16 protein-coding genes are annotated in these 19,976 nt (G+C 56.5%); 7 read left to right on the top strand and 9 right to left on the bottom strand.

Going from position 1 to position 19,976, the window contains the following annotated elements; all coding sequences use genetic code 11:
* Window position 1: 1 nt before the first annotated feature.
* Window positions 2-1,099: a spermidine/putrescine ABC transporter ATP-binding protein PotA gene (gene potA, locus EUZ85_RS22915; protein WP_127972305.1), complete on the bottom strand. Its 1,098-nt coding sequence runs from the start codon at window positions 1,097-1,099 to the stop codon at window positions 2-4.
* Between the two features lie 202 nt (window positions 1,100-1,301).
* On the opposite strand from potA, the gene EUZ85_RS22910 reads away from it, so the two are divergent.
* Window positions 1,302-2,045: an ABC transporter substrate-binding protein gene (locus EUZ85_RS22910; RefSeq protein ID WP_127972303.1), complete on the top strand. Its 744-nt coding sequence runs from the start codon at window positions 1,302-1,304 to the stop codon at window positions 2,043-2,045.
* Between the two features lie 26 nt (window positions 2,046-2,071).
* Here the strand turns inward: EUZ85_RS22910 and EUZ85_RS22905 are convergent, their stop codons facing one another.
* Both EUZ85_RS22905 and EUZ85_RS22900 read right to left on the bottom strand, forming a co-directional pair.
* The gene (locus EUZ85_RS22905; RefSeq protein ID WP_127972302.1) at window positions 2,072-2,980 is read right to left on the bottom strand and encodes a U32 family peptidase; all 909 of its coding nucleotides are present in this window, start codon (window positions 2,978-2,980) and stop codon (window positions 2,072-2,074) included.
* 60 nt (window positions 2,981-3,040) lie between these two features.
* Window positions 3,041-4,039, bottom strand: coding sequence for a peptidase U32 family protein (locus tag EUZ85_RS22900; RefSeq protein WP_127972300.1), 999 nt, complete (start codon window positions 4,037-4,039; stop codon window positions 3,041-3,043).
* 138 nt (window positions 4,040-4,177) lie between these two features.
* On the opposite strand from EUZ85_RS22900, the gene EUZ85_RS22895 reads away from it, so the two are divergent.
* Entirely contained in the window at window positions 4,178-4,762 is a 585-nt protein-coding gene (locus tag EUZ85_RS22895; RefSeq protein WP_127972297.1) for an SCP2 domain-containing protein, read from the top strand.
* 16 nt (window positions 4,763-4,778) lie between these two features.
* On the opposite strand, the gene EUZ85_RS22890 is transcribed toward EUZ85_RS22895, so the two are convergent.
* The 3 genes from EUZ85_RS22890 to EUZ85_RS22880 all read right to left on the bottom strand — a co-directional run bounded on the left by EUZ85_RS22890 (window position 4,779) and on the right by EUZ85_RS22880 (window position 9,767).
* Complete coding sequence (locus EUZ85_RS22890; RefSeq protein WP_127972295.1) at window positions 4,779-5,402, bottom strand: LysE family translocator; 624 nt, start codon at window positions 5,400-5,402, stop codon at window positions 4,779-4,781.
* 150 nt (window positions 5,403-5,552) lie between these two features.
* The gene (locus EUZ85_RS22885) at window positions 5,553-8,621 is read right to left on the bottom strand and encodes an efflux RND transporter permease subunit (RefSeq protein ID WP_127972292.1); all 3,069 of its coding nucleotides are present in this window, start codon (window positions 8,619-8,621) and stop codon (window positions 5,553-5,555) included.
* 27 nt (window positions 8,622-8,648) lie between these two features.
* Window positions 8,649-9,767, bottom strand: a complete 1,119-nt coding sequence (locus tag EUZ85_RS22880; protein WP_127972290.1) for an efflux RND transporter periplasmic adaptor subunit — start codon at window positions 9,765-9,767, stop codon at window positions 8,649-8,651.
* Between the two features lie 474 nt (window positions 9,768-10,241).
* Between EUZ85_RS22880 and EUZ85_RS22875 the strand changes: the two genes are divergently transcribed.
* Both EUZ85_RS22875 and EUZ85_RS22870 read left to right on the top strand, forming a co-directional pair.
* Window positions 10,242-11,894 carry an autotransporter assembly complex family protein gene (locus tag EUZ85_RS22875; RefSeq protein ID WP_164887325.1) on the top strand — a complete coding sequence of 551 codons (1,653 nt, stop codon included), beginning with the start codon at window positions 10,242-10,244 and terminating at the stop codon, window positions 11,892-11,894.
* Window positions 11,894-15,748: a translocation/assembly module TamB domain-containing protein gene (locus tag EUZ85_RS22870; RefSeq protein WP_127972286.1), complete on the top strand. Its 3,855-nt coding sequence runs from the start codon at window positions 11,894-11,896 to the stop codon at window positions 15,746-15,748. The genes EUZ85_RS22875 and EUZ85_RS22870 overlap by 1 nt, the downstream gene beginning before the upstream one ends.
* A gap of 26 nt (window positions 15,749-15,774) precedes the next feature.
* Here EUZ85_RS22870 and ccoM read toward each other — a convergent pair whose 3' ends face one another.
* A complete protein-coding gene (gene ccoM, locus EUZ85_RS31945) occupies window positions 15,775-15,894 on the bottom strand; it encodes a cytochrome c oxidase subunit CcoM (protein ID WP_279508102.1) in 120 nt (39 codons plus the stop codon).
* A gap of 136 nt (window positions 15,895-16,030) precedes the next feature.
* Window positions 16,031-16,648, bottom strand: a complete 618-nt coding sequence (locus tag EUZ85_RS22865) for a chalcone isomerase family protein (protein ID WP_127972284.1) — start codon at window positions 16,646-16,648, stop codon at window positions 16,031-16,033.
* Window positions 16,649-17,018: 370 nt separating this feature from the next.
* On the opposite strand from EUZ85_RS22865, the gene EUZ85_RS22860 reads away from it, so the two are divergent.
* The 3 genes from EUZ85_RS22860 to EUZ85_RS22850 are packed head-to-tail and all read left to right on the top strand — an operon-like array spanning window position 17,019 to window position 19,538.
* Window positions 17,019-17,633 (top strand): flavin reductase family protein, encoded by a 615-nt coding sequence (locus tag EUZ85_RS22860; RefSeq protein ID WP_127972282.1) that lies wholly within the window; start codon window positions 17,019-17,021, stop codon window positions 17,631-17,633.
* On the top strand, window positions 17,630-18,658 hold the full coding sequence (locus EUZ85_RS22855) for a class I SAM-dependent methyltransferase (protein ID WP_127972280.1): 1,029 nt from the start codon (window positions 17,630-17,632) through the stop codon (window positions 18,656-18,658). Before EUZ85_RS22860 ends, EUZ85_RS22855 begins: the two co-directional genes overlap by 4 nt.
* A complete protein-coding gene (locus tag EUZ85_RS22850) occupies window positions 18,645-19,538 on the top strand; it encodes an RluA family pseudouridine synthase (protein ID WP_127972278.1) in 894 nt (297 codons plus the stop codon). Before EUZ85_RS22855 ends, EUZ85_RS22850 begins: the two co-directional genes overlap by 14 nt.
* Here the strand turns inward: EUZ85_RS22850 and EUZ85_RS22845 are convergent.
* The gene (locus tag EUZ85_RS22845) at window positions 19,495-19,887 is read right to left on the bottom strand and encodes a DUF6455 family protein (protein WP_127972276.1); all 393 of its coding nucleotides are present in this window, start codon (window positions 19,885-19,887) and stop codon (window positions 19,495-19,497) included. The genes EUZ85_RS22850 and EUZ85_RS22845 overlap by 44 nt on opposite strands.
* Between the last annotated feature and the right edge of the window lie 89 nt (window positions 19,888-19,976).

The following is a 19,976-nucleotide window of genomic DNA, read 5'->3' as shown; positions in this document are numbered from 1 at the left end:
GTCAGGACTCCGCTTTGATCACGTGTTCCCAGCCATGCACCCAATCGACCCAGACTTTCTGATTGATGCTGTAGTCGAAGTCAGGATCGTCCTCATCAAAGAACTCACTGGCCATGATGGTTTGTCCTGACGGCAACTGAATCTGCGAGTCCAGAGTCTGTCCAGTGTAATTACGCTCCAAGACTTTCCCTGAGAAACCGGGACGATCTGGCGCGTCCTCCAGATATTCAATCCTCAAGTCTTCCGGACGCAGCAATACATGTACTTTGTCGCCCGCCTCGAAACGGCGGTCTGCGTGAATCTCCCGCTTGAAGCCGTCCATTGCGGCGACATAGCGGTAATCGCCCAGGCTTTCCAGGATTTCCGCGTTGAATACGTTGATTTCCCCAATGAAGCTGGCGACGAACAGATTATTGGGACACTCATATATTTCACGCGGCGTCCCTACCTGTTGCGCCTGACCATTGTGCATGACCAGAACGCGGTCGGACATGGACAGGGCTTCTTCCTGGTCGTGGGTTACATAGATAAAGGTAATGCCCAGCTTGCGCTGCAGCTGTTTCAGCTCCATCTGCATCTGTTGACGCAATTTATAATCCAGGGCGCTGAGGGATTCGTCCAGCAACAATACTTTGGGGCGGTTTACGACGGCGCGGGCGATGGCGACGCGCTGTTTCTGGCCGCCTGACAACTGATGGGGTTTACGCGTGGCGAAATCAGACAGACGCACAGTGGCTAACGCTTCTTTTACGCGTTCGGCGATTTCCGGTTTGCTGACTTTGGCCATTTTCAAACCGAAAGCCACATTGTCGAACACGGTCATGTGGGGGAACAGGGCGTAACTCTGAAACACCGTATTCACCGGCCGCTTTTCCGCAGACAGCTTGGAAACATCCTGCCCATTCAGCATGATGCGCCCTTCATCCGCGCCCTCAAATCCGGCGATCAGGCGCAGCACGGTGGTTTTGCCGCAGCCTGACGGCCCCAAAATCGTAAAGAATTCTCCGTCTTCAATGCTCAAGTTGAAGCCCGACAGCACTTCTTGCGTATCAAAGCGTTTGGTGATGTCGGCAAGCGTAAGAATGGGCGGTTTGCTCAATGTGTATGACCCTGACTCTGTGACTCCGCGAAAATCGCGGGAAAAGTGACTTTTCTGGCAACGTTTAACGTATGACCCTCTCCAACCCCGCGATTAAAGTGGATTGCTTGGCCAACGTCAATTCCGGTCTAAGACTTAATGTCTATACTTTAGCCAGAAGTGACGAAATGACGCCTGTGAACAACGCAATTAGGAGGCTTTAATGAAGCGCCTTATTCTATCTGTTTTGACGGTCTTTATCGCCGCTGTAGGTTTTGAGGTGAGGGCTGAAGGTAAAAACGTGCAACTGACGTCCCTGGACTGGCCGCCCTATACCTCGGAAGGCCTGGCCAACCAGGGCGCCAGCGCGGCGGTGGCCAAAGAAGCGTTCGCCGCCATGGGTTACACGCTGGAGGTGAAGTTCTATCCCTGGAAGCGCGCGGTAGCTCTTGCCAAGAACGATCCGGCCTATGACGGCTACTTCCCTGAGTACTACGCCAAAGAGCTGGAAGACGACTTTATCCTGTCCGAGCCAATGGGCTCAGGCCCTTTGGGTTTCGCCCAGCGCAAAAATCATCAGATTGACTGGTCGGCGTTGCCGGATCTCGCCAAATATCGTATCGGCGTGGTCAGCGGCTATGTGAATACCGCCGAGTTTGACGACATGGTGGCCAACAAACAGCTCAACGCGAGCGAAGCGGGAGATGACGTAAAGAACCTGATGAAGCTGGTGTCGGACCGTATCGATCTGGCTGTAGTGGACAAAAACGTTATGAAATACCTGTTATCTACTGAGGCCAGCCTTAAATCCGCCGCTGACGCGATTGAGTTCAACCCGACGTTACTGGAAGACAAGAAGCTCTATATCTGCTTCAAAAAAGGCCCTCGTGGGGAAGAGCTAGCCAAGGTGTTCAGCGAGGGCCTGAAAAAAATCGACGTCGACAAAATCATGCAGGGATATTTTTAATCCTGATTTTATCTATGGGATAAGCCTCAGGAGAGATGAGGCGTTTCCTGCGGTCCCGCCGCCAGCTCCATGCCTGGGATTCGGCTCCAGTAACCGTTGCTATGGTTGAGCTGGTAGGGCAGGACCTTGTCCTGTTCCTGTTTTAGCGCCAGCGCTAAACTCTCTACGATCTGAAGCGTATCCGGCGATTCGGGACTCAGACGAATTACGTTCACGCCCGCATGTTGCAGATCACGCCATTGATTCAGCAGGTGATAACACTTGCCGGACTGCGTCTGAATACCGTTGAGGTTGAACAAGGTTTCGCCTTCCTGGCTCCGTGTGGGAATACCTTGCGGGTATTTCTTGCAGACGAAACGACAGTCGTCCTTGGGCAATCCTTCCGATCTTGCTGTGAAGCAGCGTGCGGAGAGCGCAAGGGGGAGATGACCGTAGGCGAACAGCTCGGTTTCAATGGGCGTAGCGAGATTCCCCAGAACTCCTTCCAGCGCGTGACGGCTGATTTCCATCGGCGGCGTCCAGCGTTTGGCGCCCGCCTGTTGCATGATTGCCAGCGCCGGTGCGTTGTAAAGGTTCAGGTAAGGGCCGGCGATGAACGGTTTGCCGGCTTCCGACATCAGGTGCGCCGCGGCCATGTCATTGGCTTCCACGCTCAGGCGTTCGTTTGCGTTGGCCGCTTTGCAGATAGCGCGCAAGGACTTCAATTCCGACTCCGCTTCTATTAACGCCAGGGTGGAGAGCGCCACCTCTTTTCCCGCATCGAGCAGTGAGTCAGCGATGTCCAGCCAATCGCGCAAGTTCATCTCCCGGCGCTTGGAACAGACGGTTTCTCCCAGATAAACAATATCGACCGGCGCGGCGGCGACCTGGGAATAGAATTGAACGACCATGTCTTTCGGCCAGAAATAAGGCAGGGGACCCAGAGAGATTTTCATAGTACTGCGCCTTCTGTTGGTGGTTCGGGCATACGCGAGCTGAGATATGCGTCCGCTGATTTATTGCCAGGGACGCGAATAGGCGCCCAATGTGGTTTGCGCGCCCTCTGACAACTCTTGTAGCGCCTCCAGCCAGTCTTGCTGGCAACGGAATGCGGCAGGATCGCGATGGAAGCAATCCAGGGCCTGACGCCAAGTGGACACGACCTGTGCGACGTAAGAAGGGCTGCGCTGCCGGCCTTCTATTTTCACCGCCTTGACGCCGGTCGCGGCGAGTTCTGGAATGAGGTCGAGGGTATTCAGGCTGGTCGGCTCTTCAAAAACGTGGAAAGCATGGCTGCCGCCGGCGTCAAAGCGCCCTTTGCATAACGTGGGATAGCCGGCGTTTTCGTCCGCTTCGAAGCGATCAATGAGAGAGCCGTTCAGGCGGGACTCCAGGCGTCCATCTTTCTGCTCCCACTTCACGAATTTTGCGGGCGAGCAGGCGCCGCTGTTATTGGGCGATTCACCAGTCATATAGGACGACATATAGCAACGTCCCTCGGCCATGATGCACAGGCTGCCGAAAGCGAAGACCTCCAGATCAACCGGGCTGTGCGACGCCACCTGGCGGACCTGTGGCAAGGACAATACCCTGGGCAGGACCGCCCGTTTGATATTGAAACGGCTGTGGTAGAAGCGCAGCGCTTCATAGTTGGTGGCGGAGCCTTGTACAGAGAGATGCAGATTAAGCTGGGGATACTGGCGGGCGGCGTAATCCATGACCCCAATGTCCGCGGCGATCAGGGCGTCCGCCCGCAAGCCGGCGACTTTATCCACCGCATTGCGCCAGCGCTCCCAACCTTGTGATTGCGCATAGGTGTTGATGGCGACGAAGAGCTTTACGCCGCGGTCGCGTGCGTAAGCCAGCGCCTGTTGGGCTTTGGCGTCGTCAAAATTCAGCCCGGCGAAATGGCGGGCGTTGGTATCGTCTTTGAATCCAATGTAAACAGCGTCGGCGCCGTTATCTACGGCGGCGCGAAGAGCGGGAGGACTTCCCGCCGGACAAACCAGCTCCATTGCATACTCCCAGGGCGGCAAATGCGGGTAAGGTAGCAAATGCGCTGTGCAGGGGATTTGATGGAAATCAAGATGCTTCTGGTCATGAGTCTATTTAATAACGACGACTTAACGCTGCGATAAGGGAGACCGAAGTTCATGTTGAAGAGCCCGCTGCAATTATCCAGAGAGCTTGCCGCTGCGCTGCCGCCGTTGACGGACGTGGTGCGGCGCCCGGGTCATTACTTGCTGCAACCGCTGACGCGAACGCCGTTCGCATTACAGGCCGCGCTGTTGCGTAAACTGTTGCAAGACAGTTACGGCGAAGCGATCAGGGAAGGGGACTTTGACTCACTCGTTAACCGCTGGATCAAAATCACGGTGGTGGATCTGGACGCCAGCTGGAGCATCAGTCTCGGCGCGGATCGTTCAATTCAAGTGGCGCGGACGGAAACGGCAGATACGGAAATTCGTGGAGACTCCGCCGCTTTTGCACTGATCGCCGGGCGTAAAATGGACCCTGACACCTTATTTTTTCAGCGTCGGATTGTCATCCTTGGGGATACGGAACTGGGGCATGAAATGAAAAACCTGCTGGATACCGGCGATCTCAACGACCTGCCTGCGCCCGCACATAAAATGCTGGAGCTGGCTTCCTCCGTCGCTGCGTACTGGGAAACCTCCAAACGGGATCTGGCGGCGGCGCTGAGCTATAGAATTCCTGTTACGCCGCAAACCTCCTGACGTCTGAAAACCTGCATCAGAAAAACGCCAGCCAGGCTCCGACGCCGATCATCAGGGTTCCGGCGATGCGGTTTAACAAGCGGACGTTATCGCCTTGCATCAGGAAGTGACGCAGCGTGCGGCCGCCGCTGGCGTACAGCACCAGACAGAAAAACTCCACGATCAACAAGATTGACACCAAGGTCGCCAGTTGCGGCGCCATGGGCGCGTCGGTGGAGATAAAGGGCGGCAACAGCGACACCATGAACGCCCAGCCCTTGGGGTTGGAAATCGCCGTCACAAAGCCCTGCGTAGCCAGCTCTGTGGGACTGGCGATGCGGGAGTCCTCCATCTTCTCGGGAATGGCCATTTTGCCCCGGGACAGCCACATTTGTACGCCAAGGTAGGCGAGGTAAGCGCCCCCGACGTACTTCAGCACGGCGAACACTTGCGGATACTGCAGCATCAACGTGGCGACGCCTACGACAGAGGCGACGGAGACAATGCCGACACCGACCAACTCGCCCCACATCATCCAGAAGGTGCGCTTCAATCCAATGCTCAATCCCATGGTCAACGCCAGCGTCATGCACATGCCCGGCGTGGCGGACACAAACAGGCAGGTGGAAAGAAACACCAGAAGCACGGAATAGTCGGTCATACAGCAGTCGTCCTGAAAGCGATGGTATAGCGGATGGCGTTAGGGGAATAAATCAGAAAAGCCATTATCAGGCAAGCCGGAGCCGCCCGATAATTGCTTTTTTCAATGGAGCCCCGGCGCTGGCGGGCGCCGGAGGCTAAGTCGGAAAGGTCAGGCGTGGGACAGCTCGCCGTCCACGTCTTCCTGCTTTTCGACCTGACTGTGGTCCGTGCCCAGGATCATGTACATGGTGGGCACGACAAACAGCGTGAAGATCGTACCGATGGACAGGCCGGATGCGATGACCAGACCGATATCAAAACGACTGACGGCGCCGGCGCCGCTGGCGAACAGCAGAGGCAACACGCCCACCACCATCGCAGCGGTGGTCATCAGAATGGCCCGCAGACGAATGCCGGCGGCCTGTTCGATGGCCTCACGTTTGCTCAGCCCCTGTTCCACTTGCAATTGGTTCGCGAACTCCACAATCAAGATGCCGTGTTTAGTGATCAAGCCGATGAGCGTTACCAAACCGATCTGGGTGTAGATATTCACTGATGTCACGCCGAAGGCGATAGGAATCAACGCGCCCAGCAACGACATCGGCACACTCACCAGAATGATGAACGGATCGCGGAAGCTCTCAAACTGCGCCGCCAGCACCAGATAAATCATCAACAGGGCGAAGAAGAAAGTGAAGATCAGCGCGCTGCCTTCCTGCTTGTACTGGCGGGACTGTCCGGCGTACTCATATCCATACCCCTGGGGGAAGATGGTCTGCGCCTTCTGGTCCAGGAAGTCCAGTGCTTCACCCAGACTGATCCCGGGCGTCATTACGCCTTCCACCACCATAGAATTCAACTGCTGGAACTGGCCGCGTTTGTTGGGCTCCACGCCTTTGGAGACTTCCGCGATGGTGGAGAGCGGAATCAGCTCGCCGGAAGCGGTGCGTATGTAGTAGTCGTCCAGTTGTTCCGCTGTGGCGCGGTATTCCCGCAGCACTTGTGGAATCACCTTGTAACTGCGGCCTTCCACGCTGAAGCGGGTGGTATAGCCGCCGCTCAACATGGTCGCCAATGCGGCGCCGATATCCTGCATGCTGATACCCAGTTCCGCCGCCTTGCTGCGGTTGATGGAAATATGCGCTGTGGGCTTGTCGAACTTCAGGTCGGAATTCACGAACAGGAACTTGCCGCTCTTGCGGGCTTCCGCCAGCAGCTCCTGACCCAGCTCGTACAGCACCTTGTAATCCTGCGCGGTGGTGATGACGAACTGCACAGGCAGACCGCTGGAGCCGGGCAGGGTGGGCAGGTTGAAGGAGACCGATTGATAACCGGCGATATCCCCCATGCGCTGCTGCATGATGGGAACCAGCTCCATCTGACTGCGCTCACGCTCTCCCCAGGTTTTCAGGATCATGCCGGAGAACATGCTGTTGGCGGAACCGTTGGCGCCTTGTACGATGAAGTAATCGTTTCTCTCATCAAAGGTCTCGATGGTTTTGATGACTTCATCGGTATAGGCGGCCACGTAGTCATGCGTAGCGCTCACCGGCGCGGTGGACATGCTGAAGATGATGCCCTGGTCTTCGTCCCTGGCCAGCTCTTTGTTGGACAGCTGGTACAGGTAAAAACAGCTCACCAGCATCGTCAGCACCATTACCAGCGTGACCGGGCGATAATTGAGCGCGTTATGCAGGCGACGCTGGTAGGCGCCTCTGAGCTTTTCAAATATCTCATCCAGCCAGATCGCCATCTTGCTGTTGGTTTCCGTCATCAGCTTGGAGCACATCATCGGCGATAATGTCAGCGCAATGACGCCCGAGATGATCACCGCCCCGGCCAGCGCGAAGGCGAATTCCTTGAACAGACCGCCCGTCAATCCTCCGAGGAAGCCAATGGGCGCATACACCGCCGCCAGAGTCAGGGTCATGGAAATGACCGGCGTGGCGATTTCCCGGGCGCCGATGATGGCGGCCTTGAACGGAGACAGTCCCTCATCGATGTGGCGGTGAATGTTCTCCACCACCACGATGGCGTCGTCCACCACCAGACCGATAGCAAGCACCATGGCCAGCAGAGTCAGCAGGTTAATGGAGTAGCCCAGCGCCAGCATGAAGAAGCAAACGCCCACCAGAGATAGCGGGATAGTCACCACCGGAATCATGACCGCGCGCAAAGAGCCCAGGAACAGGAATATGACGAAAATAACGATGACCGTCGCTTCGCCAACTGTCTTGATCACTTCGTTGATGGAGTCGCGAATGAACTTGGTGGCGTCATAAGCCACTTTGACGTTCAGAGCGCTGGGCAACTGCTTCTCCAGCGCAGGCATCAGGTCGTAGATATTGTCGATGACTTCCAGCGGGTTGGCGGCGGGCAGGGACGTAATAGCGACAAACACGGCGCGATTGCCGTTGAAGTACACCGCTGAATCGTCGCTTTCCGCATCCAGCTCAATGGTGGCGACATCCTGCAGACGCACCAGGGTGGCGTCATCCCGTTTCACCACCAGCTGCTGGAATTCCTGCACGCTGTGCAAGTCCGTATCGGCGGTGATATTGGCGGTGATGTACTGGCCTTTAGTCGCGCCAGCGGCGGATAGAAAGCTGTTGGAGCCGACGGCGCGAGCGACATCCTGAGGCGTCAGGTCGAAGGCCGCCAGCTTCTGCGGATTCAACCAGACGCGCATGGCGAAAGTCTTACCGCCCAGAATTTCCGCCTTGGCCACGCCATCAGCGGTTTCCAGCTGCGGTTGCACCACGCGCTTCAGATAGTCGGTGATCTGCGCTTCGCCCATGTCCTGGCTGAAGAAGCTGACGTACATGAGCGCGGTGGTGCCGGCGGTGGTCTTCTGAATCACCGGCTCTTCCGCATCCGCAGGCAGCTGACGGCGCGCCTCCGCCACTTTGGAGAGAATCTCCGTCATCGCGGTGCTGGAGTCAAAGCCCAGCTTCAGGTGCACTTCCACCAGGCTGGAGCCCTGGTTGCTGGAGGAGGTCAGATAGTCGATCCCCTCAGCGCTCGCCACGGCCTGCTGAATAGGCGAAGTGATAAACCCGGACACAAGTTCCGAGCTGGCGCCCGGGTAAGCGGTGGAAATATTGATGACCGCATTTTCCAATTGCGGATATTGCCTCACCTGCAGGGTCTTCAGGGCGTTGAGACCCAGCAGCAGAATAATCAGGCTGACGACGGACGCCAGCACCGGACGGCGTATGAAAATATCGGTAAAACGCATAGGCTTCTCCTTGTTTACCGGTGCGGATCAGCGCAGTTCCACGTTATTGTTGATCTTCACGCGGGAGCCGTTCTGCAATTTGAGCTGGCCGGCGGTGACCACGGACTCGCCGGGCTCCAGCCCTTTGGTGATTTCTGTCCAGTTGTTCTGCGACAGCCCCGTTTCAACATAACGGCGCTCGACCACCAGGTTTTCCTGGGCGTCCTCGGTGGCTGCCTGACCTTCTGCGGAGGCCTTGCTGATCACGAACACAGAGGTGCCGTATAGCTTGGCTTCCAGAGCCGTGGAGGGAACCGTAATCACATCGCGCTCGGAGCCCAGCAACAGCTTCACTTCCGCGAACATGCCGGGGCGCAGCGCCTGGTCGGGATTCTCGAAAGTCGCCTGGATGGTGAAATTCCGGGTTTGCTGGTCCACGCGGGCGTCGATGGCCGTGACCTTGCCGTTGAACGTGCGTTCAGGAAACGCCGCCACCTTGGCTTCCACCTGCAGGCCGTTATGCACCTGGCTGAACAGCTGCTCAGGCAAAGCGAAATTGACGTACACGCGGGATAAATCCTGCAAAGTGATAATGGGGGTTCCTGGCTGCACATACTCGCCAAGGTTGACCTTACGGATGCCCAATGTGCCTTTGAACGGCGCGCGAATGCTTTTCTTGTTGATGCGGGCGCGCTGGCTTTCCACCTGCGCCTGCGCGTTCTTTAACTGCGCGCGGCTGGTTTCGAAATCCAGGCTGCTGGCGACATTGCGCTCCAAAAGCTTTTGATCGCGTTTGTAAGTGGCTTCCGCGAGTTCTGCGGAGGCCTGCATTCCTTTTATTTCCGCCACATCCACATCGGTATCCAGCTGCGCCAATAGATCGCCGGCGTTGACCTGGGCGCCGGAAGTAATCGGCATGGATTTGATGACGCCGGCTTCTTCGGAAGTCACTGTCACCTGTTGTACGGCGACAACGTTACCAATGGAGCTGTAGAAGGGCGTCCATTTCTCCGTGCGTGCGCTCTCAGAGGAAACGGTGACGGGCGGGGGTTGAAAGTTGGCGAAATACTCGCCCATCATTTTCGGCTTCAGATAGCCCAGGAAGTAGAAAATTCCACCGAAGACGACTGCAAGTACGACAATCATTATCGTCATGCGTTTAGCCATGAAGTTCTCCCTTTATGATTACTTGTATATGTCCGAGTCCGGCCGGAAGGCGGCCGGGAAAAGTTATATGCTGGCGATGGGGTTGGGGCATTAGCCCGAGGTTCGTTGATTGCAATCGCTGAGTTCCGGTTCTTCCTGATCCTGCTGAATTGTAAGTGCTTTTCGCGAATGTTCCTGAATAAAGACGAAGCCGCCCTATGTTAGCGGATAAAACATGGTTGTCACCTCCAGTCATTATTAAATACGGGTAATTCCTGCGGTTTCATCTAGAAGGACATCGAAATTTATCGCAAAATGCCGAGTCTCATAGGACGAAGCAATTTCATCACCTGACTCTATATTTCGGATAGCCATTTCAACCTGATGCATTTAATAAGGTGTTTAGCTAGTTTCACATTTTTTCTGGCCGTTTCCGGACTTGCACACGCCATCGACATTCCGTTTTTTTCAGACAAACTCAAATATGAAGTTGTGGTGGAGGATAACGAGAAGCTGAAATCCTTGGTGGAGGACGAGCTGGATCGCCAACGGGATGAGAACCTCACGCTCAAGCAGTACACCAACCCGGTCAAAATCGCCCGCTACGAAAAAGACATCATTCAACGTCTGCTGCGTTCACAGGGTTATTACGCGGGAGCTGTGGAGTACCGCCTCAAAGAAGACGACAAGGGCGTGACCTATCTGCTGACTCCGGGCCCTCTGTACAAAGTGCAAAAAATCACTTTCGACGTGCCGGATGGCTTCAAAATGCCCAGGGCCTCCACTTGGCCTTTGCGTGAGGGACGCGCGCTGGTGGCCTCCAACGTGCTGGACACTCAGGACGCGCTGAAAAGATATATTCAGGAAAACGCCTGCTTTTACGAAGTGAAGCTCAGCTATGTGGCGGAAGTGAATCACGCCGATCACTCCGCGACAGTGGTTTATCGCATGGAGCCCAGTCCCAGCGTCAACTTCGGCGAGATCACTGTCAGCGGCCTGACTTCCGTTGAGGAAGAGTATCTGCGTAGCAAACTGGGATATGAACCAGGACAATGCTTCAACCGCGCCCGTGTGGATCAGGCGCGATTGAATCTGCTCAAAACCAATTTGATTGCGCGCATCGAGACGAATATCGCCCAACCGGAGAACGGTCGCGTCGATACCTCCTTCAGCTTGCAGGAGCGCAACCACCGCACGCGCAAAGCGGGGATTGGTTACAGCACGGATGAAGGGATTGGGCTATCGCTGGGCTGGGAGCATCGTAATATTCTTGGCGCAGGCGAAAAGATTGAGGTGGGCGGACGCGTGTCTCAGGTCCGTCGCACTGTGGAGGGCGAGCTGACGCTGCCTAATTTTTTTCGCGATGATCAAAGCGCTATTCTTAACGGCGACTTGACCAAGAAAGAGTTGGACGCCTACGACTCTCTCAGCGCACAGACCAGTTTGACGATCAAACGCCAGTTCACGGACATCCTGTCAGGCTCCATCGGCGCGCAGCTGAAATACAGTGAAGTCACTGACGAAGGCGTGACCGACGAGTTTGGTCTGGTGTCCTTCCCATTCACCTTGAAGCTGGATACGACTGATAATCTCCTCGACCCGCGTAAAGGGTTTATTCTTACCGCTGGCGTTCAGCCATACATTGATACCCTGGAAACCTCCCGCCGCTTTGTGAAAACCACCTTCTCCGCCAGTACGTATCTGACTGCGGACTCCTTTTACTGGGAACCCACTTTGGCGCTACGGGCGGCGACAGGAACCATCTCCGGACAGTCAACCGACGACATCCCCGCTGACGAGCGCTTCTATGTGGGCGGCGGTGGCTCTGTGCGCGGATATCCATATCAGTCACTGAGCCGAATCACCGGTGACGACCCGTTTGGCGGCAGCTCGTTTAACGAAGTCTCCGTAGAGACCCGCTTTCGCTTTTCCGAGAGCTGGGGCGCGGTACTTTTTGTAGACGGCGGCTTCGCTTTTGATGACGCGAACCTGCAGCCAGGAGAAGAGCTGAAATGGGGAACGGGAATTGGATTGCGCTATTTCACTTTCTTTGCGCCCATCCGCTTTGACGTTGGCGTTCCGCTCAGTCCCAGGGATGAAGTGGATGACAACTTTCAGTTGTACATCAGCATAGGGCAGGCCTTCTGATGCTGCGTAAGTGGTGGGTGCGTTGGCCGGCTCATTTTTTCTCCCTGATCATGAGCCTGATAGTATTTATTGTGCTGCTGGCGGTTACCTTCGTCGGCAGTGAAAGCGGCCGCGTCTGGTTATTAGGGAAAGGGTTGCCGCTGGCGCTGAAGGGTTCGCCGATCAGAATCGAGGTGGAGGACGTAGGCAGTCCGGATCTTGGCCACTGGAGTTTTGGCCTGCTGGAAGTCTATCTCAACGAGAAGCAACTGGTGCGGGCGCGCGCCCTGGATCTGCAGGTGGACATCAACAGTCTGTTCGCCCAGCGGGTGCATGTGGACAACCTGTCGGCGGATGATCTGTATATAAATCTGGTGGACACTCTGCCTGAATCCAGCGAAGAGGAGGATGAGGAGGAGGCGCCTGCTGCTGGAACCACGGCAATGTGGCCGGTGGCGCTGGATGAATTGTCGCTGCTGCGCCTCAAAGTAAAAGCGCCGGGCATGGAAGATATTCCCGCGGCGAAGATTCATGGTTCCGGCACACTGTACTGGACGGATGTTCCCCTTACTTTAGAGCTTAACGCCGGGACGCTTGAGGAAAAGCCGGCGCAAATCGCCGTCGCCACGCAATGGGATGAGCAAAAGCGGCTGACATTGACGGCGATGTTGAATGAGCCAGCCGGCGGCTGGTTGGGCGGACTGGCGAAAATGCCCGTCTGGCAGGCGCTGGATGTGGAATTAAAAGCGGTGGTGGCCCAGTCCGAACCTTCAGATCCGGCGGCCAGCGGCGCGCAGAGCGGTCCAACGTACGGCATCGATCTGCAACAATTGAAAGCGCCGTTGTTCGGCCACAACCTGCGCGCATCCGGAAAAGTGGATGTGAATCTGGATACGTTTCTGGTGCAAACCGAAGGGCTGGATATCTACATTGATCAGCGTTTGCAAAAGGTTCGCGGACGAGTGACGGATGAAGAGCTGGACGCGCAGGTGGATATAGATCGCTTTCCGCTGGATGTGCTGGCGCCCTGGACCAAAGATTTCAGCACCGGTAACGCCAGCGCCAGTCTCCGTGCGACAGGTTCGCTGAATGACCCGCAAGCTTCGGGCAGCGCCATTGTGCGCACTAACTTTAGCGGTAAGCCCTTGATCGCCTCCGTACGCGGCAGTGGCGGCAAAGATAAAATTGTCGTGGAATCCCTGACCGCCAGTCTGGATGAATTACAGGCGCAGGCCAGCGGAACGGTGGATCTGGCGGCGGAGAAACTGGATATTCGCGTGACCCGGGCGCAAACTCCGCTGAGCTATCTCAGCTTGTTGGAGATCGCGCCGCCAGAAGGTTTAACATTATTTGCGGAAGCCACCAATGTGTCGGTTACCGGCCCTTACGTTTCGCCGAATTATGAGGGGCAAGTGGCCGCCCGTGGAGCCTATCTGGACCTGCCTTTCACAGTGCAAGGCGGTGTGAAGGGCGGCGTCGATTCCGTAATTCTGCAGGATGCGCGTGTGAATACGGGAGACGCCTGGGTGACGGCTTCAGGCAAGATCGACTGGAGCAAATCTCTTCTCGACCTGAGCGCCAAGGGCGGCAAAATCCCGCTGGACCTGCTTAGCAAACTGGAAATCGAGCTGCCGCCCGAACTGGGGCCGACCCTGGTGGGCGTTGACGCTAAAGTGAAAGGCAAGTTCACCAAGCCGGAGTTCTCCGGCGTGGCGCAGGCGGCGGGCAGCTTCAAATCGCAAGCCTTTGCGGTGAGTGCGAACCTGTCCGGCTCCCCCGATGTATTGAACTTTCGCTCATTTCGCGCCGAATTGCCCCGCACGCAATCTAAAGAGAAAGAGGGCGATACGGCCGCAGATCAGGCCGAGCTGGCCACGCTGGAAGGCTCCGGACGGGTCAGTATCGCCAAAAGTACGCTTAATCTGGATGTAGTGGCGCATAAACTGCCGTATTCACTGGCTGCATTGGCGGATGTGGCGTTGCCGCCTGAGCTAAGCGGCGACGTGGATGCAGACTTACACGTGGAAGGGGCGTTTGCCGATCCCAAAGTCAGTGGCCGTCTGCACACCGCAGGGCGCTACTCGACCTTGCCGTTCGAGGTGACTGGCGAAGGCGAAGGCGGAACGCAGGGGGTGGACGTTTCCTCCTTGACTGCGAATCTGGGCGATGCCGGGCGTATTGATCTGTCTGGCTGGTGGCGGCCCACTGGGTTTGACGTCTCGCTGAACGGCTCCGGTGTGAACACGAAGAGTTTGCAAGCGTTGGGCTGGCAAGTGCAGCATGGGCTGCTGAATACGAATCTGCGGCTGCAGGGTTCGCTGCAGCAACCCAAAGTGGACGGTTATGTCGCCTACGCCACGGAAATCGAAGGGACGGACGACAAAGGGCGGAAACAGAAGTACCCGCTGCAGTTGCATACTGATATCGCCACACAGGAAAACGAAACCTTGTCCCTGGCGACAGTGATCAAGAAAGACGATACGCAGACCGGCAGAGTGAAGCTGGATATCAACGCGCGCACTTACCTGGATTTCTTCAACCAACTGCAGGGCGAACTGGATGTGCGTAAGATTCCCCTGGATGTGGCGGTGGCGGGCAACCTGGAGACGCGCTGGCTTAATTTCCTGCTGGACCCGGATATTCACCGCTTTTCCGGCGACCTGAATCTGAATCTGACCGCCCAGGGCGTTCTGGGCGATCCTCTGTTAAATGGCGATTTGAAACTGCAGGATGGTTTTTACGAAAACCGCATCACCAGCACTTTATTTAAAGACGCTCAGGCCAATCTGGCGTTTTCCGGCCGGAAAATGACCATGAGCGACAGCTCCGCCAGTGATGGCGGCTCCGGCAAGCTGGAGCTGCTTGGCCATGTGGACTGGAGTGAACTGAAGGGCGGTGAAGAAAGTGACGACAAGCCGATAGAGCTGCAGTTGGTCGCCACCAACGCCAGTATTCTGCGCCGCTCCGATATGGAAGGCGCGGTGTCCGGGAAGCTGACGCTGGAAGGGGATTTCAAAAACTTGCTGCTTAGCGGAAAAGTGGAAGTGTTGCCGTTTGCGATGATGCTGGACGCGGCGCTGGGCCGTGATATTCCGGAGATTGAAGTACGCGAGGTGGCTAAAGAAGTGCTCGAGGAAGACAGCATCCTGCCTTTGCCCAAGGTCGCTCTGGATATTCGTCTGGTCGTCAATCAGCAGGCTTATCTGCGCGGGCGCGGGCTGGAAGCGGAACTGAAAGGCCGGGTGTTCGCCAAAGGACCGCTGGAATCCGCTTCCTATCGTGGCAACTTTGAAACCTTGCGCGGCACCTTTGAAGTATTCGGTAAGAAATTCGACCTGCAGGAAGGGGAGGTGCTGTTTGAGAACGACAGCTTCACCATGTTTATCGTGGGCGTCTACACCAGCAAGGACACGGAATATCGTGCGGAGCTGTCCGGATCATTGGCGTCGCTGAAGGTGAACCTGAGTTCAAACCCGCCCTTGCCGGAAGATGAAATCCTGTCGCAGCTCATGTTTGGCAAGTCCGTGCGCAACATCACGCCGATTCAGGCGTATCGCCTGGCGGCGGCGGTGCAGACGCTGCGTGGAGAAGGCGGCAGTTTCTTTGACCCCATCGCCACCACCCGCGACCTGCTGGGCGTTGACACACTGTCCGTCGACACTCAGGAAACCGACAACGGCAGCGGCGTATCCGTCGGTGTGGGCAAATATCTGACTGAACGCGTATACCTGGAGCTGGAGCGTACCCCAGACCCGGCGCAGCCGTGGAAAGGCTCCGTCGAGGTGGAGTTGAACCCCAACCTCAACCTGGAGACGACCACTGGCGGACAGTCCGGCTTTGGCGGCGTCGAGTTACAGTGGAAGCAGGACTACTGACGTCACCGTAACGACGGAGCCTGTAATCAATGATGTTTCTGATGTTTGTCGTTTTCTTTTTTCAGCACGACATAGACGCCGCCGAAGAATGCGATGGTCATGCCTACTACCAGTAAACCCGCGATGATGGTCTCGTCGATGTACATAATGGATCTCCAACTTGGCTGATCGATAATAACGTGATCTTTAGTTGGATTATGGCGAGGGTCCGCCATGACGAGTTTGATTCAGGTCAACCTCTCCCGGCGGCCGGCCCCTCGGTAACGCTTATATTGACCGGGGTCAATTCCGGTCAGCCGTTCGACTCGCCGTTTGTTGCGGCGTCCCCAGGATGCCGGCTTTGAAGTCCTGACTGACAGGGTAGTCGCCAATCCAGATAGAAAGAATGGCGTCGAATAACTTCTTGCCCGGAATGACGCCGCGGTCATGCCCGTCCAGCCAGACTTGCGCTCCGACGCCGGGGATATACTCCACGACGGCGGTGTCTCCTTTTTCCAGTTTTTGGTCGAACATGTGCACCATCTGCTCAATCTCTCCCCGGATGTCCTCCGCCTGCTGCTTGCTGATGTTCAGACGCATGCCTTCGTAAAAGGCGTCGGCGATTTTGCGGCCGCGCACGTCCCTCAGCATGGTGAACTCCATACGCCGGTAACCTTCGTCGGCAAGCAGCGTTTGCGCCTCGTGAGTCGTTTGTTCTACATACAGCGCGCCGACATAAACATCGACAAAAACCAGAAAGCGGCGCGTGGCGGCTCCATTCAAGGAAAGTGAAGGGCGGTCGCCTTCTGGCGGCAGGGATTCAGGAACTTCCACGCCTTGCAGCGTCACCGCAAAGGACGGCGTAGTCAGACTCAACAAAACGATGAACAGCATCGACGATAGTGTTGGAGATATGCTCATTGTGGCGCCTCTTTGCCCTGGGCCTGCTGACAGCATTCAGGCAGACCCCGGCGCCAGGGTTTGTTATAACTTTATAGATTCCTGGCGCGACAGGTTGATGGACGTATTTGTTTTTATAACGTCAGGGCTCTCCAGGCTTGGCTGCCTGGGCGATCCTGACTGAATGTTGAGCAGTGTTACACAATGATACAAAGATTGAGTGGATACTGATCACATTTTCATCTGCGTCGATAGGTCTTTTTATATAGTCCATTATTGGGGCATCATTATTTCCTCAACTCTGCGTAAAGGTTAGAAAAAAGAGGCGGGGGGGCTTAAAATAGCGGGCTTTAGCAACTTCAAGCCACTGCAACGCCATAGAGTCTCCCCCATGTATATTGACTTCCAGCAATTAGAAGCGACCAAAATCTATCATTGGATGACGCAGACCGTCATCCCCCGTCCCATCGCATGGGCGCTGACCCGCAATGAGGATGGCGGCATGAATCTGGCTCCGTTCTCCTATTTCACGGCGATTTCCAGCGCGCCCCCCACCATCGCCATTTCCATCGGCAAAAAGCCCAGCGGAGAGCTGAAAGATACGCGCAGTAATTTACAGGTTGGCGCGCCCTGCACGGTGCATATCGCTGGTCGTGAAATGGCGCAGGCGGTGACGGACTCGTCCCGGACGCTGCCTTACGGCGAATCCGAGTTGCAAGGGCTTAATTTGTCATTGGTGGACTTTGAAGGCTTCGAGCTGGGCCGTCTGGCTGAGTGTCGTCTGGCGTTCGGGTGTCGTGTGCAGGAAGTGGTGGAGCTGGGCAGCGTGCCTCAGGCGATGGTGCTGCTCAATATCGAAAAACTGTTTGTGGACGATAGCGTCATGACCACGGACGCCAAAGGCCGTCTCAAAGTGGATGCGATGCAGGTGGACCCGCTGTCCCGTCTGGGTGCGGATGAATACGCCACATTAGGCGAAGTTATCAGTATTCCGAGGCCCGCATGAGCCAGTTAAGCAATCCCAGCCAAGCGCTGTTACGCCAACGTGAGCAGTTGAGCGGCCGGATATTATTGTGCTCGCCGCCCGCAGACGCCATCACGGCGGAACTGCGCCAGACGGGCGCAGAAGTCAGCGTTCTGAGTTGGGACCATACGGCGGTGAACGCCTGTCGGAACGCCGTAGCGGAAGAGCGGTTATTTACGGATCTGGCGTTGCCCGCGGACGCGCAATGGGACCAAGTCGCCCTGTTCATGCCGAAGGCCAGAGAAATGCTGGACCTGATGTTGTCCGTTGCCGCGCCAGCAGTGAAACGGGCGCAGCATATCTGGCTGGTGGGGGAAAAGCGGGAAGGCGTTGAGAGCGCCGCCAAGCGTCTGGCGAAAGAAGGCTGGGACGCCACCAAGGTGGACTCGGCGCGTCATTGTCAGGTTTGGCAATTGACGCCGGCGAAAGATTGGCGGCCGAAGCAAGACGAGTTCTGGCGCGCCTATGAACTCACGCAGGAGAAAGTAGACGCACTGCAACTTTTCACGCTTCCGGGAGTCTTCAGCGCGGGGCGTCTGGACGAGGGAACGCAAGTACTGCTGGAATCCCTGCCGGAATTGCACGGACGGCGACTTCTGGACTTTGGTTGCGGATGCGGCGTCATTGGAACGACTTTGAAGAAGCGCTACCCCAAAGCATCGGTGGAGCTGACGGATATTAATCTGCTGGCGCTGAAAAGCGCGGCGCGCACGGCTGAAGCCAATGGCGCTGAGTTGAATATCTATGCGTCAGACGGGCTCGCTGAAGTGCAGCCCGGCGTAGACGCCATTGTCACTAACCCGCCGTTTCATCAGGGGGTGAAGCAGGATACTCGCATCACTCAGCAGTTTCTGCGCGATTGCGCTCGCGTACTTAAGCCTGGCGGCTCATTAACCCTGGTGGCGAATCGCTTCCTGCCATACCCGGACTGGATTGAAGCTCATGTCGGGCCGGTGCGGGTTCTGTTCGAGAACAGCCGATTCAAGGTGTACCATGCCGTCAGATAATGTTTGGCGTTCCGGGGGCGGGGAAGTGGACGCGCAAAGCCGCTGGCGTCGTAAGTTGATTGTCGGCGAGGCGGTGGCGGATGCGTCTACCTGGCTGGCCGCGCAGACCGGTTTGTCGAAGCAAAAGGTCAAAGACGCCATGCTGAAGGGCGCCGTCTGGTGGAAGCGCGGCGGCAAGCCGCAGAAGCGCCTGCGCAGAGCCAAATCCGCATTGGCGGTCGGCGATGTGCTGGAGCTGAATTACGATCCTCAGATTCTCGCTCTCAACAGTCCGCAGCCCACGCTGGTGGCGGATCACGACGCATACTCCATCTGGTGCAAGCCTGCTGGACTGCTGACGCAGGGTTCCGAATGGGGGGATCATTGCAGCCTGCTGCGCATGGTGGAGCTGCACTTTCAAAGTAAGCGACAGGTGTTCCTGCTGCATCGGCTGGATCGTGAAGCCATGGGGCTGGTGATCATCGCCCATAATAAAGCGGCGGCGGGTCGATTTGGCGCGATGTTGCAGAATAATGCGCTGGATAAGTTCTATCTGGCGCGGGTAAAAGGGCGCCTGGCGCAAGAGCAAGGGGAGATCGACTTCCCTGTGGACGGCAAGTCAGCGTTGAGCTATTACCAGGTCCAGCATTATGACGACGCGACGGACTCCAGTCTGGTGCGGGTCAAACTGATCACGGGACGCAAACATCAGATTCGTCGCCATTTTGCGGACCTGGGGCATCCCTTACTGGGCGATCCGCGTTATGGTTCCGGCAACAAGCACGAGGATGGTTTGATGCTGGCGGCGATGGAGCTAGCGTTTAACTGTCCCATGCGCCGCCGGGCCATGCGGGTGGTTATGCCGGAGGCGTTGCTTCCGGCTTGGGCTCATCAGGGCTGACAGGCGCTTGGGCGTTAATGGCGTTCTGATTAGGGCAGAAGTCGGGAGCTCCAAGGTTGGCGCTTTCCTGTTGCAGGTGTTCGCCACAGTGGGCTTTCTCGGAACAGTTACGGCAGTTTTGAATGGCCTTGAACACCTCAACGGAAGACGAGCCCCGGACATAGTGCGCGGTGTCGACGCCTTTCTGTTTCAGCATCTGGCCCAGGCGTTCCTGTTCCACCCGGTTGGCCAGCCCGTTGTAATACAGGTCCGCTGTGCGTGAATTGCGAAAAATAAACGCCAACACCATCATGGTTGGCAGCATAAATACAGCGGCGACGGCCATCCAGATAATGGTTACTTTCATCATTGCCATACTCCGTGCTCAGGTAAACAGGGTCTGATATAAGCATAGATTAGATTGCTTCCCGGCGGAGAAGGCTGTCCGAAATCAAGAAA

The sequence above is a fragment of the Hahella sp. KA22 genome (genome assembly GCF_004135205.1).
GTDB lineage: Bacteria > Pseudomonadota > Gammaproteobacteria > Pseudomonadales > Oleiphilaceae > Hahella.
The sequence above is the reverse complement of the archived record's forward strand: the minus strand, read 5'-3'. Positions and strand labels throughout refer to the sequence as shown.

Excerpts from the sequence above, each read along its gene's own strand:
- EUZ85_RS22850 (WP_127972278.1), top strand. The coding sequence starts at position 18,645 with ATGCCGTCAGATAATGTTTGGCGTTCCGGGGGCGGGGAAGTGGACGCG.
- EUZ85_RS22860 (WP_127972282.1), top strand. The coding sequence starts at position 17,019 with ATGTATATTGACTTCCAGCAATTAGAAGCGACCAAAATCTATCATTGG.
- EUZ85_RS22910 (WP_127972303.1), top strand. The coding sequence starts at position 1,302 with ATGAAGCGCCTTATTCTATCTGTTTTGACGGTCTTTATCGCCGCTGTA.
- ccoM (WP_279508102.1), bottom strand. The coding sequence starts at position 15,894 with ATGTACATCGACGAGACCATCATCGCGGGTTTACTGGTAGTAGGCATG.
- EUZ85_RS22885 (WP_127972292.1), bottom strand. The coding sequence starts at position 8,621 with ATGCGTTTTACCGATATTTTCATACGCCGTCCGGTGCTGGCGTCCGTC.
- EUZ85_RS22870 (WP_127972286.1), top strand. The coding sequence starts at position 11,894 with ATGCTGCGTAAGTGGTGGGTGCGTTGGCCGGCTCATTTTTTCTCCCTG.
- EUZ85_RS22905 (WP_127972302.1), bottom strand. The coding sequence starts at position 2,980 with ATGAAAATCTCTCTGGGTCCCCTGCCTTATTTCTGGCCGAAAGACATG.
- EUZ85_RS22845 (WP_127972276.1), bottom strand. The coding sequence starts at position 19,887 with ATGATGAAAGTAACCATTATCTGGATGGCCGTCGCCGCTGTATTTATG.
- EUZ85_RS22890 (WP_127972295.1), bottom strand. The coding sequence starts at position 5,402 with ATGACCGACTATTCCGTGCTTCTGGTGTTTCTTTCCACCTGCCTGTTT.
- EUZ85_RS22880 (WP_127972290.1), bottom strand. The coding sequence starts at position 9,767 with ATGGCTAAACGCATGACGATAATGATTGTCGTACTTGCAGTCGTCTTC.
- EUZ85_RS22865 (WP_127972284.1), bottom strand. The coding sequence starts at position 16,648 with ATGAGCATATCTCCAACACTATCGTCGATGCTGTTCATCGTTTTGTTG.
- EUZ85_RS22900 (WP_127972300.1), bottom strand. The coding sequence starts at position 4,039 with ATGGAGCTGGTTTGTCCGGCGGGAAGTCCTCCCGCTCTTCGCGCCGCC.
- EUZ85_RS22855 (WP_127972280.1), top strand. The coding sequence starts at position 17,630 with ATGAGCCAGTTAAGCAATCCCAGCCAAGCGCTGTTACGCCAACGTGAG.
- EUZ85_RS22895 (WP_127972297.1), top strand. The coding sequence starts at position 4,178 with ATGTTGAAGAGCCCGCTGCAATTATCCAGAGAGCTTGCCGCTGCGCTG.